Annotated in this window: 9 protein-coding genes; 7 read left to right on the forward strand and 2 right to left on the reverse strand. The window is 63.6% G+C overall.

The features are described 5' to 3' along the window. Nucleotides 1-2 precede the first annotated feature (2 nt). Entirely contained in the window at nt 3-1,370 is a 1,368-nt protein-coding gene (locus tag KA184_05615) for an FAD-dependent oxidoreductase (GenBank protein MBP8129039.1), read from the forward strand. Here KA184_05615 and KA184_05620 read toward each other — a convergent pair. Continuing rightward, complete coding sequence (locus tag KA184_05620) at nt 1,367-2,770, reverse strand: arylsulfatase (protein MBP8129040.1); 1,404 nt, start codon at nt 2,768-2,770, stop codon at nt 1,367-1,369. The genes KA184_05615 and KA184_05620 overlap by 4 nt on opposite strands. A gap of 192 nt (nt 2,771-2,962) precedes the next feature. Here KA184_05620 and KA184_05625 point away from each other — a divergent pair, with 192 nt between their 5' ends. Then, on the forward strand, nt 2,963-4,498 hold the full coding sequence (locus KA184_05625; protein MBP8129041.1) for an alginate export family protein: 1,536 nt from the start codon (nt 2,963-2,965) through the stop codon (nt 4,496-4,498). Between the two features lie 413 nt (nt 4,499-4,911). On the opposite strand, the gene KA184_05630 is transcribed toward KA184_05625, so the two are convergent. Next, nucleotides 4,912-6,387, reverse strand: a complete 1,476-nt coding sequence (locus KA184_05630; GenBank protein ID MBP8129042.1) for a glycosyltransferase — start codon at nt 6,385-6,387, stop codon at nt 4,912-4,914. Nucleotides 6,388-6,563: 176 nt separating this feature from the next. Here KA184_05630 and KA184_05635 point away from each other — a divergent pair, with 176 nt between their 5' ends. From KA184_05635 to KA184_05655, 5 genes are all read left to right on the forward strand, one after another. Further along, nucleotides 6,564-9,077 (forward strand): DUF4838 domain-containing protein, encoded by a 2,514-nt coding sequence (locus KA184_05635; protein MBP8129043.1) that lies wholly within the window; start codon nt 6,564-6,566, stop codon nt 9,075-9,077. Between the two features lie 446 nt (nt 9,078-9,523). Beyond that, entirely contained in the window at nt 9,524-10,639 is a 1,116-nt protein-coding gene (locus KA184_05640; GenBank protein ID MBP8129044.1) for a hypothetical protein, read from the forward strand. Further along, nucleotides 10,632-11,135, forward strand: coding sequence for a Rieske (2Fe-2S) protein (locus KA184_05645; GenBank protein MBP8129045.1), 504 nt, complete (start codon nt 10,632-10,634; stop codon nt 11,133-11,135). The genes KA184_05640 and KA184_05645 overlap by 8 nt, the downstream gene beginning before the upstream one ends. After that, nucleotides 11,107-12,228 (forward strand): cytochrome bc complex cytochrome b subunit, encoded by a 1,122-nt coding sequence (locus tag KA184_05650; GenBank protein ID MBP8129046.1) that lies wholly within the window; start codon nt 11,107-11,109, stop codon nt 12,226-12,228. Before KA184_05645 ends, KA184_05650 begins: the two co-directional genes overlap by 29 nt. 90 nt (nt 12,229-12,318) lie before the next feature. Then, the coding region (locus tag KA184_05655; protein ID MBP8129047.1) for a cytochrome ubiquinol oxidase subunit I at nt 12,319-13,098 on the forward strand (780 nt) is incomplete at its 3' end.

Here is a 13,098-nt window from a genome sequence, read left to right on the forward strand (position 1 = left end):
GGATGACTGTTTCAGCCACAATCGAGCGGCCCTTGCGCGTCGCGATTATTGGCAGTGGCCCGAGCGGCTTTTATGCGGCGGACGCGCTGTTCAAGAGCGGGATCGTGGCGGACGTAGACATGTTTGACCGGCTGCCGACGCCGTTCGGGCTCGTACGGGGCGGGGTGGCGCCGGATCACCCGCGCATCCGCAACGTGATCCAGGTGTACGAGCGCATCGCTTCAAATGAGCGCTTCCGGTTCCTGGGCAACGTGGAAGTGGGCTACCACGTTACGGTGCCCGAACTGCAGCGGTACTACGACGCGCTGCTGCTGGCGTGCGGCACCGAAACGGACCAGCGCATGGCCATTGCGGGCGAGGAACTGCCCGGAAGCCACGGGGCGACGCAATTCGTCGGCTGGTACAACGGCCATCCCGACTACCGGCATCTGACCTTCGACCTTTCACAGGAGGTCGCGGTCATCGTGGGCGCGGGCAATGTCGCCATCGACGTGGCGCGCATCCTGTGCAAGTCGGTGAAGGAACTGCGGCACACGGAGATCGCGCAGCACGCGCTGGATGCGCTTTCGGAGAGCCGCATCCGCGACGTATACATCGTCGCGCGCCGGGGGCCGGCCCAGGCGAAGTTCACGACGAAAGAGTTGAAGGAACTGGGCGAGCTGGCTGATTGCGCCCCGCTCGTAGACCCGGAAGACCTGCGCATCGCGCCCGAGGACGAGGAAGACTTCAAGGACCCGACGAAAGCAAACAACCTGAAATACCTGGGCGAATTCGCGGCGCGGCCGCCTTGTCCGGACAAGCGCAAGCGCCTGCACTTCAAGTTTCTGTGGAGCCCAATCAAGCTGCGCGGCGTGGGCCGTCTGCAGGAAGTCTTGCTGGGCCGCAACGAACTGGCCGGCCCCGCGGGCAGCCGCCACGCGCGCAGCACGGGCGAGACGATGCGCCTGCCCTGCGGCCTGTTGTTCCGCAGCATAGGCTACCGCGGTGTGCCGCTGCCCGGCGTGCCGTTCAACGAGCGCTACGGCGTGATCCCGAACGAAGGCGGGCGCGTCACGGAGAACGGCAAACCCGTCACCGGCCTCTACGTCGCGGGGTGGATCAAGCGCGGCCCGACGGGCATCATCGGGACCAACAAGCCGTGCAGCGCGGAGACGGTCGAACGCCTCGTCGAGGATCTGCCGAAGCTGGTTCCATGCGCGGTGCCGGACACGCAGCCGCTGCTCGACCTGTTGCGCGACCGCGGGTCGCGCCCCGTCAGCATGGCCGACTGGCGCGTCATCGATGAGGCCGAAATCGCGCGCGGCCAGGCGGTCAAGAAGCCGCGCGAACGGTTCACGCACTATCATGAAATGCTGTCGCTGCTGGACTAGCGCGGCAGCGGCCAGTGCGGCGATTCCGTGCGCTGCACGCGGAAAAGCCGCGCTGCGCGCGCGACGAGGTCCAGGTGCGCGGAGGCGATGTCCTGCCGTTCGCCCGGGTCCGCCTCAAGGTCGTAGACCTCGATAGGAGTTTCCGTGCCGGGGCGTACGGCCTTGTAGGTTCCGATTCTCACGGCCTGCTTGAATCCGCCCTCATGGAACTCCCAATACAGGAACTCGTGCCCGATTTGCCTGCCTTCTTCGCCCAACAGCGCCGGCGCGAAAGAGACGCCGTCCAGGTTTGGCGGCGGCTCCGCGCCCGCGAGTTCCGCGGCGGTGGGCAGAAAGTCCCAGAAGGCGCAGACGTGGTCGCTGGTCGCGCCGGCGGCGATCCTGCCCGGCGCCCAGGCGACCAGCGGCACGCGAATGCCGCCGTCGTACAAGTCGCGCTTGATGCCGCGCAGCGGCCCCGAACTCTTGAAGAAGGCCGGGTCGGCGCCGCCCTCTTTGTGCGGTCCGTTGTCGCTGGAGAAGAAAACAATGGTGTTATCGGCGAGGCCCCGGTCGCGCAGCCGGTCGAGCACGCGGCCCACGTCGCCGTCGAGCCGCGTGATCATGGCGGCGTGGTTCTTCTGCGGCTGCGGCCACGGCTGTTCACCGTAGGGCGCGTCGGACGGCACTTCCATGCCGTTGCCTTCGGCGTTGCCGCGTTCGTTGTTCGCGTGTGGGATGGTGCAGGCCAGATAGAGGAAGAACGGCTGGTTCTGCTGCCTGTCGATGAATTGGAGCGCTTCCTCCGTGAAAAGATCGTTGCTGTATCTGTTGCACCGGGCCGCTACGCCGCGTTTCTCGCTCTGCACGTTCTCTTCGAACGCGACCCGTTCTTCGTTACGCCAGAGGTAATCCGGGTAGGAATTGTGCGCGTGGCCCTGGTTGAGATAGCCGAAGAAGTAATCGAAGCCTTGCCGGTTCGGCAGTCCCGTCGTGTCCGGTTCGCCAAGGCCCCACTTGCCAATCAGCGCCGTGGCGTAGCCCGCGCCGCGCAACACTTCGGCAACGGTCACGTCTTCCGGCAGCAGCGGCACCAGCTTGTTGCCGCGCACGGTGCAGTGTCCCGTGTGCAGGCCGGTCATCAGCGCGCAACGCGACGGCGCGCACACCGTGCTGCCTGCGTAGGCGCCGGTAAACCGCATGCCTTCGGCGGCCATGGCATCGATCCGGGGGGTGCGAATCCGTGCCTGTCCATAGCAGCCGAGATCGCCGTAACCGAGATCATCCGCCAGGATGAAGACGATATTCGGCGGGCGCCGGACAGGTGCTTCCGCCCCCGCGCCGCCTGGCGGCGCCAGCGTCAACGCGGCCGCGCCCGCAACTGCCCTTTCCAACCATGCGCGACGTGTCAGCTGAGTCATTATCGGATCCCTTTCTTTTCCTGTCTCTATAGCAGCTTGCGGACACGCTCCGCGGAGATTCGCGCCGCGTTTTGCACGCGGGTCTCGTCCAAAGATAGCAGAGATTCGCGGTCTTGTTCCTCGCCGCGTTGATGACATAAGCTAGCCGACGGAGCGGTGTTCTATTGGCGGGGCGCGGGGAGGCGGAAGGATATGGCCAGAATCTGCTCGACAACTCCGTTAGGACTGCTGGCAGCGCTCGTGAGCGCGGGCGCGCACGCGGAACTGCAAAACGTCTCGATTGGCGGGCAGATCACCATCCTGGGCGAGTACTACCGCCATGCCTATCCCGCGGAAGCCGAGTTGCGCCGGCCCGCCTCCTGGTTTTGGGGCAGGCCCCTCGGGACGGAAGGGAACGCGCTCTACAGCGGTTATGGTTGGGACGACCGCGTGGGCGGCTACACGCTCGTTAGCCAATGGACGCGGCTGCACCTGTCGGCGGATTTCACGGACGACGTAGGCGTTTTCATCGAATGCGACAGCGTCGGGGTCTGGAGTGAGGATTTCCGCTCCAACTACGTGAGCGGCGTCGACGCGCGAGGGACATCCGTGGATGATGTCGAGGTGTACCAGGCTTACGTCGACGCCGGGAATCCTTTCGATTTGCCGCTTCATCTGCGCCTGGGCCGGCAGGAACTCGCCTTCGGCAGCGAGTGGCTCGCCGGCAACAACGACTACGGGGCGATCCCCCTTTATGGCCTTTCCTTTGACGCCGTCCGTCTTACCTGTGCGACAGAAGCGGTCAGCCTCGACGCCTGGTGGTCTAAACTGGCGGAAAACGGCGCGGTCGAAGAAGACGGCGACGTGGGTTTCGGCGGTGTTTACGCGAGCTACCTGGGCCTCGAGAATATTGTGTTCGATGGCTACTGGCTCTGGCTTCGCGATGCGGGCACGCTGGAAGACGTGGAATCCGGCCTGATTGGCGAATGGTTCGAGAGCCTTGTCGGCGTTGACGACTACGGCACGACGAACATTCATACGGCCGGCCTGCGCGCCGCCGGCGAGGTTGGAGCGTTCGATTTCGATGCCGAGGTTGCGTATCAGTGGGGGGACGCGGACCGGGCAGGCTACCTGTTCAGGCCAGTCTTGTACGGGGACGAGGGCGCGGAATACGGCGCCTGGGCCGTGCGGGTCGAGAGCGGGTATACATGGGAGACCGCGTGGACGCCTCGCATTCACGCGGGGTATGCCTATTGCGGCGGCGAAGACCGGCGTGACATCGCGTTCGAAACCTGGCTTGAAGCCTTGTTCAATCCCTTCTACCGCGCGTCGAGCGTGAGCTTCAACAGGCTGTTCTCCGATGTGTACTTGAGCAATTTTCTCGACGGCACCGACTTGTCGAACGTGCACGTGTTCTCGGCGGGCATCGGCGCCATGCCCACGGAGTCTCTGGAGATGTCCCTCCTGTTGAGCCACTTGCGCGCGGACGAACCCTTCGCGCGCCCCGTGGTCCCGTGGATTGCGTTTCTGAGCCGCACGAATAATGCCAGCCTGGGCTGGGAAACGTATATCGATGCGACCTACTACTACTCGGACGATGTGTACTTCTGCGCGGGCTGGTCTCACCTGTTCGCCGGCGAAGGGCTGCGCCGCGGCCATTTCGTTCAGGCGAACGGCCTCGATTTCAACGGCGGCAGCGACGATGACGACGCGGATTACTTCTTCTTCGAGACTGGCATTATATTCTGAATCGGGATGTTGCGCCGGGCGCAAGGACGGGAGAGCGAGCGTATGCTTGTTGTCGAACTAGTCAATCTCTTCAGCGTTGCCTTGGCCGCGGCGCTGCAATTCTTTCTTGATTATCTGAATGAACGGATCATGGCTTGGCTGGGATTCGGCGAGGATGCGGAATGACGGCGCGTTGACCGGCAATTCGCGGGAGGCAAGGCATGTGGCAGGACTTGCTCGCAGCGGTGGCGTACGCGGTGATTGAGCGCATTACGGGCGCGTTCTTCAGCCCGCTCTTCTCCTGGATCATGGCGTTGTTCGGCTTCGAATGGTGACGCAGGGGACAGACGCGCCCCGTTACGGGAAGACCCGGACTGTCTGATGAGGAACAGACAAGCGCGGCTCGCCGGCTTGTTCGCGCATTGCCAGATATTTCATGTTCCCTGCGCACGCTTGCGAGCGAGGCAAAACAGCAAGGCGCCCGGCAGCCACGTGAGCCGTTGCTCGACCTGGAAGACCGCGCCGGCCAAGCCTTGAGACAGAATGCCCAGCCACGGGCTGACGAAATTGAACGCGCCCAGCGTAATCACCTCGTATCCGTGGTTCTCCAGCAGCGCGCGCAGGCTGCGCCGGTCAAAACTGCTCAAATGCTGATCGCCGCCCATGCGCGGCGTCAAGCCAAGGCTGTCGAGCAGATACTCGACCAGCGGCCACGCGCTGCGCCGGTTCGGCGTGGTCAGGAACAGTAAGCCGCCCGGTTTCAAGACGCGGCGCAGTTCCTCGATGGTGCGCTGCCCGTCTTCTGGCGTGTGATGTTCGATCACTTCGAGCAGCGTGGCCCAGTCCAGCGCGGCGTCGCGCAAGGGGAGTAGTTGAACAGCGCCCGCGACAGGCGAGCAGCCGGCGGCGCCGTAGACTGCCTTCACGAAGGTCAGGCATGCCGGGTTGTTGTCGAGCGCCACAACAAGCGGAGACACCTTCACGAGCTCCGGTAGCGCGATGCCCGAACCGCAGCCCGCGTCGATGCCGCGGCCGGCGACTTTGTGCGCGCGCAGCACGTGCGCCAACATGCGCAGCCGGTTGCCATGCCAGGTCCGTTGCGCGCGCCGGCCTTCGTGCAGCGCGCGATGTTGATATTCCGCCGGGATTTGGTCGCGCTCGAGGTCCAGCGCATAAAACCGGCGCAAATCGCGCAGCCGGATCAGCAGCAATTCCCAGAACATGCGCGTGGAATCGCGCACGAGCCGCATGCTCGATCCGTCCATGTTCAACAGGTGCACCGGCACGCGCTCGATACGCCACCGGTTCACCCGCGCAATATGGATTACCTCGACGTCGAAACCGAACCCGGGGATCGTGACGCGTTCGAAAAGTCGCCTGACCGTGTCGCCGCGAAAGAACTTGAAACCGCATTGCGTATCGGCGATGCGCGTGTTCAGCACGCTGCGCACGAGGACCGAGTATGCGCCGCCCAAGAAGCGCCGCCGCAATGGGACCGGCGCGGACTGCTGCGACGCGTCCAAGTCCCGCGCGCCCACCACGAGTTGGAGGCCGGGTTCCCGACGGAACAGGTCCAGTACCTCGGGCACGCGGTCCAGCGCATAGGGCAGGTCGGCATCGGTGAACGCCACGACCTTGCCGTGCGCTTGCATGACCCCGTGTTTTACCGCGGCGCCCTTGCCCGCATTCGCGGGCAGTTCGATCAAGAGAAAGTCCGCTGCCGGGTCGCCTTCGAGGAATGCGCGGACCACGGCTGCCGTGCCGTCGGTGCAGCCATCCAGGACCACGCAGACCTCGCAGGAGAGCCCCGACCGGCGCGCAAAGGCGTCGAGCCCCGCGAGCGTCGCCGAGATCCGGCGTTCCTCGTTGTACGCGGGTATGACGATGGAAAGGTCGTAGTGTGCGGACACGGTCGTCGGCTCCGATCATGCGGACGTTGGGGCGCATTCTAACCGCCGTGCTTGAACGCGGCAAGCGCGGGCGCGGCCATGCGCGCGGCGCGGACCGGCCATGAACGTCACGTCTCTTGAAACACTCCGGCCTTGCGTCCGGTCCAATTTCCAGGAACCAAGAGGAGGGCAGCATCATGCTACGGGGCATTCAAAGGGCGTTTCTGACTGGTCTTGCGGCGGCGCTCCTGTGCGCTGGGGTTGTCGAGGCGCGCGGCGCCTTCTTGCTCGAAGGCGGGGCAAGCGCGTACAGCGTGGTGCTGCAAGAGGGCGCGAGCCCCTCCGAAGCATACGCGGCGACGGAACTGCAAGCGCATTTCGCGGCGTGCACGGGCGTGACGCTGCCGATCCTGCGGGAAGCGCCGCCGGGCGGCGCGCCGATGATCGTGCTGGGCTGCGGGTCCGTCGCGCGGTCGCTGGGCGTAGACCCGCAACCCGCGGCGCTCGGCGAGCAGGGGTACCTTATCCGTGCTGTGCCGCCGCATCTGGTGATCGCGGGCACGCCCGCGGCGGGCACGCTCTACGGCGTCTATGACTTTCTCGAAAATCACCTCGGCGTGCGCTGGCACGCGCCGGGCGTCACCAAGACGCCGCGCGTGTCCGAATTGCCGTTGCCGGAGGAGGACCGCCTGGTGAAGCCCGCGTTTCTCTGGCGCAACACGAGCTATGAATGGCAGGGTGCCGACGAAGCGTTTCGCGCGCGACAGCGCGACAACAGGGGCGATGGCGGCGCGGACAATCCCTGCGGTATTCAGTACGCATTCGACGGCACGTGCCACAGCTATTTCCGTTTTATCTCATCGGACGAATTCTTCGCCACGCACCCCGAGTACTTCTCCGAGATCGGCGGTGTGCGGCGCAGATACGAGACGCAACTATGTCTGACCAATCCGGACGTGCTCGAAATCGTCACGGAACGCATGCTGCAGCGCATGGCGGACATGCCCGGCGTGCGCCAGCACAATTTCTCGCAAATGGATTACTACAACTACTGCGAATGCGCGAAATGCATGGAGATCAACCGGCAGTACGGGACGATGGGCGGCACACAGTACTGGTTCCTGAACCAGCTCGCCGGGCGAACCTCGAAGGTCTACCCGGACAAACTTATTGGCACGCTCGCTTACATGTACACCGAAGAACCGCCGAAAGACGTGCAGATGCACCCCAACGTGGCCGTCTGGCTCTGCCACATGTTTCCGTCCTGCGACAGCCATCCCATCGCCACCTGCCCGCTGAACGCGGACTACCAGCGGCGCGCGCTGGCGTGGTCCCGGCAGTGCAAGCACCTTTATGTCTGGCACTACATCGTGGATTTCGCCCATTACTACAACCCCTTTCCGAACCTGCGCGCCATGGCGGCGGACATGCGGTTCTACCGCGACATAGGCGTCGAGGGTATCTACCTGCAGGGCGGGGTCGCCGGCGGCGAGTTCAGCCTGTTGCGGCCCTGGTATGGCATGCAACTGCTCTGGAACCCGGACCAAGACCCGGAGGCGATTATCGCCGGTTTCCTGAATGGCTATTACGGCCCCGCCGGGAAGCCGATCCACGAATACATCACGCTGCTGCACGACAAGGTCGAACGCGATAACATCCACATGCACCTGTACACCAACCCTGCAATGGGGTATCTGACGGACGAAATCCTGGAACGCGCCTCGGCGCTCTTCGACGAGGCGGAGCGGGCCGTCGCGGGGGATGCGGAACTGCTGGAGCGCGTGAAGGTGACCCGTATGCCGCTGACCTATGCGCGCACGTTTCCGCGCAACGGCTACGCCATCGAAGGCAGGCTCCTGAAGTTTACGGGGCCTTTCGCCCAGTTGCCAGAGGTGACGGAATTCATCGACCGCATGAAACGCCACGGATTCTCGACGCTGCGCGAGATGGAAGGCGACCCGCAACAGATGGTCATGCTTTGTATGGCGCTGAACGCGCCGATGGAAGTCGTGCCCATTGAAAACGAGCATATGACCATCGACATCGTGCCTTTCCTGGGCGGGCGCGCCCTGCGCATCACGGACCGCGCCACGGGACAGCGCATCACCGCGCACAACACGACGCGCAGCCTCTTCTTCCCCTTCTGCGGCGGCGAGGAGACGCGCATCGGCGGCATCTTCCGCATGAGCGGCATGTTCGAGTTGTTCTCCGTCAAGGAGCGCTCCGAACATGCGGTCACACTGCAATCGAAGGTAGCCGGACTCGACGTAACCCGCGAAATCCGGCTCCTGCCGGGCGAACCGATCGTGGAATTCACGGCTACTGCGCTGAATGGAACCGGCAACCCGCAGGAGGTGACCCTGCGCAGCCACCTGGAACTCGATCTGGGCGACTTGAATGCCACGAAACTCCGGTTCACGGACCGCACCGGCGCGGAAATCACGCGTGACATGGCGCCGATTATCGCCAACTTGCGCGAAGGCGAACACTACCTCGATCAGCAGGCCCCGAAAGGCGCGTGGACATTTGCGGGCTCGAAGGGCCTCGAAGTGACGCAGACCTTCGACGACGACACCCTCGATTTCGCCTGGGCCTACGCCTATCCCGACTACCTGAACGACCTCGAGGCCGAACTCTGGTTGCGGCGCACCACCCTCGCCCCTGGCGAAAGCATCACCCTGCGCCACAAACTGGAGGTGCGTCCGGAGTAGAGACCTCTGCGGCAATCTCACAACGCCTTGCGTCCCACGTTCCGTCGGACACGCCCGCGTGACCGGCTCGGCATTCGGAGTTCCCGGCGCGGAGCGCCTTGGGGATGCGTTGTACCGCGGCCGGGCGTGTAACGAGAGGGGGCTCTCGCGATTTCGGTCAACCCGCCTCCTCACGCATGTTCCGATTCGCGCTGATGGTCGCGCTGTCGCTCTTGCGTGTTGGGCACAGGCATTGTATGCTTAGTGTTCCGATTGCGCGTGGCGGGGCGCTATGCCTGTGTATGCGTGCCGGAGTTGATCGGGGACGAAATTGGGGATTAGAATCTAAACGATAATAGGTACTATTAGCGAATGAAGGCCGTTGTACAGGGGTTCTGACGCTCTGACCGTGACAACGGGCCTCTGGAGCAATGCTGGGCGCAATGCGCCGGGAGGACCATACGCTCATGGATGCATTTCCCGCCGTAGACCCGATACCGCTGCCCGCGCCGGTGTGGCTGTTCAAGTTGCTGCATAATCTCACGCTGGTGCTGCATTTTACCGCCGTACATTTCCTTGTGGGCGGGCTTGCGATTACGGCGTTCTGGGCGTTGATGGGCCGTTTTCGACAGGACGAGGCGCGTTTGAATGCGAGCGGTGCGCTGGCGCACCGGCTGCCCATCGTCATGGCGTACGTGATCAATCTGGGCGTTCCGCCGCTTCTCTTCGCCCAGGTGCTGTACGGCCGCGCGCTGTACACCTCGAGCGTACTTATCGGCGTCTATTGGATCAGCGTAATCTTCCTGCTCATCGCGGCGTATTTCATCCTGTACATGATGGCGAAACGGGCCGAAAACGGCGCGGGTTTTGCCTGGCTCGGTCTGATCGCGCTGGCGGTCATCCTGAAAATCGCCGTTATCTACACCAACAACATGACGCTGATGCTGCGGCCCGACGCGTGGCTTGACCTGTACCGCAACAATCCGGCCGGCAGACAACTCAACGCGGGCGATCCCACCGTGCTGCCGCGCTGGCTGTTCATGATGGTGGGTTCGCTGGGCGTGTCGGGGGTCGGGCTCATGCTGCTCGGGATGAAGACGCGTCTGCCCGAATCGGCGACGCTGCTGCTGCGCAGGCGGGGCGGCCTCGCGCTGGCCGTGTTTACGGGCGTGCAGATTGCCATGGCGCTGCGCGTTTTCCATGTGCAAGCGGCGGGGGTCCGGGGCGCGCTGATGGGCGACGGTTTCAGCAGGATGCTGGTATTTGCTTGGGTGGCTACCGCAGCCCTCTTGATCGTGCTGGGTCTCATCGTAGCCGTCAGCGCCGCCCGCCGCGTGTGGGTCTTGCCGGCGCTCTGCGGCGCGGTGGCGTTTCTGAACATCCTGCTGATGGTGTTGGTTCGCGACCGTATCCGCGACCTTGCCTTGGCGCAACATGGCTTCAACGTGGCGGCCCGCGCGGTCAACACGAACTGGTCCATTGTAATCCTCTTCCTGGTGTTGTTCGTGGCGGCGGCGGGGCTGGTGACGGGGATGGCCGTGGTAGCCGCGCGCGCGAGAGGAGTGGATGAGACTTATGCCTGAAAAAGAACCGTCAAACGGCTATGTTCCCGCCATCGAAGAAGGAGTGGAAGAGCTGACGCGCCGCAAGTTCACGGCGCGCGCCGGCTTGGGCGCGGTGGGCATGTGTTACGCGGCCGCGTTCGGCTATCCGGTCTATCGTTACTTGGCCGCGCCGGCGGAAGAGGCCGCGGAGCTGGCCAAGATCACGGAAGTGAGCATTCCGCGCGAGAACATACCGCCGCCGGGGTCGGTGCTCATGTTCAAATTCGGCCCCAAGCCCGCCATGCTGATCCATCACAAGGATGGGCAGAAGGTCTGTTTCTCCGCGATCTGCACGCATCTCGGCTGCACGGTTCAATACCGGGCCGAGGGCGACCACATCCATTGCGCGTGCCACGGCGGCGAATACGATAGCCGCACCGGCAGGAATGTGGGCGGGCCGCCGCCGAAACCGCTGACGCCGTTTGAAGTCGTGGAGGAGACCCCCGATGGCCCAGTCATCGTCAAACGCATCTGAACTCGCGCCGCGCAACCCGGTCTACGCGTGGCTGAACGACCGGCTTGGCCTGGACTGGTTCTTCGATTTCGCGAAGAAGAAGACCGTGCCCGATCACGCGCATTCATTCTGGTACTACTGGGGCGGCATGTCGCTCTTCTTCTTTATCGTCCAGTTGGTAAGCGGCATTCTGCTGCTCATGTATTACCGGCCCGGCGAGCAGGCTTACGATTCCGTGCGCGAAATCACCTACGAAATCGATTTCGGGTGGCTGGTCCGGTCGGCCCATTCGTGGTCGGCAAACTTGATGGTGCTGGCCGTATTCATCCACATGTTCTCCGTCTTCTTCATGAAGGCATACCGCAAACCGCGCGAATTCGGCTGGTGGAGCGGTTTGGCCCTGCTCGGGCTCACCATGGTGTTCGGATTCAGCGGCTATCTGCTGCCGATGGACGACTTGGCCTATTTCGCGACGCAGGTGGGCCTCAATATTCCGAAGAGCCTGCCGGGCATGGGTCCGGTTATCGAGAAGCTCGTGCAAGGCGGGCCGGACGTGTCGAGCGTGACGATCCAGCGTTTCTTCGCGCTGCACGTCGTCGTGCTGCCGCTCGCATTTCTTGGCGTGCTGGGGTTCCATCTCTGGCTCGTATTCAAGCACGGCAGTGCGCTGCCGCCGTCCGAAGAGCTCAAGTCCGAGCCGCGGCGGCGCTCGATTCCGTTCTTCCCCAATTTCATGATGAAGGACCTGGCGATGTGGCTCTTCGCGCTCAACGTGCTGACCATTCTCGCGTTCCTTTATCCCTGGCCGCTGGGCCCGATGGCCGACCCGCTGGCCGCCGCGCCCGAAGGCATCCACCCCGAGTGGTATTTCATGAGCCAGTTCCAGGCTCTGAAGGTCATAGGCAAATACGTGCCGGGCATGGCCGGCGAACTGCTCGGAATCGCCTTGTTCTCAATCGGCGGCGTGCTCTGGGGCCTGATCCCCTTCTATGACACGCGCAAAGCAGGCGCGCTCCGCGCGCGCACGGCCACGTGGTTCGGCCTTGCGGCCGTGCTCGGGCTCGCCGGCCTGACCGTCATGGGGTATTGGGAAGTGTGGAGCATTGCGGAGTGAAATCCGCCGGCTCTTCGAAGCGAACCAGTCTTTTGGGTGAGACGCGGCTGTAGCCGGGTTCCAGGACAGCAAGCATTTGGGAGAACGGAGATGAATTATCCGCTCTGGGATGTGCCGGTCATCGGCGGCATGTGGGTGATCGGCGGGATCGCCATTATCCACGTCATGATCTCGCACTTCGCGATCGGCGGCGGGTTCTACCTGCCCATGGCCGAACGCAAGGCGCTGCGCGAAGGCCGCAACGACTGGATGGATATCATCCAGCGGCACGCGAAGTTCTTCCTGGTGCTGACGGCCGCATTCGGGACGGTGACGGGCGTGGGGATCTGGTTCTCGATTGGGCTGGTCAACCCGGAAGGCACCAGCACGCTGATCCACAACTTTGTTTTCGGCTGGGCCATCGAATACACGTTTTTCTTGATTGAGATCACGGCCGCCGCGGTCTATTACTACACGTGGGGCCGCGTTTCGGACCGCGCGCACCTCGCCATCGGCTGGGTCTATGCCGGTTCCGCCTGGATGAGCCTCGTTGTCATCAACGGCATTCTCACGTTCATGCTTACGCCCGGCCAGGGCTGGCTTGAAGTGGCCGGCACGGGCAACGAGTCGTCGCGGTTCTGGCATGCCTTGTTCAATCCGACGTATTTCCCGAGTCTCATGCTGCGCACGCTCGTCTGTATCTCGCTCGCGGGCGTGTGGGCCTTCGTCACCGCGAGCCGCATCGACAGCTACGCCCAGCCGAAGCTGAAGACGGAGGTGCTGCGCTGGTCCGTGAAATGGCTTGTGCCCTCGTTCGTGCTGCTGCCGTTCTGCTTCGTATGGTATCTCGCCATGGTGCCCGAGAAGCAGATTGCCCTGCTCGAACTTGGC

The organism is Candidatus Hydrogenedentota bacterium, from assembly GCA_018005585.1.
In the GTDB taxonomy this organism is placed as follows: domain Bacteria; phylum Hydrogenedentota; class Hydrogenedentia; order Hydrogenedentales; family JAGMZX01; genus JAGMZX01.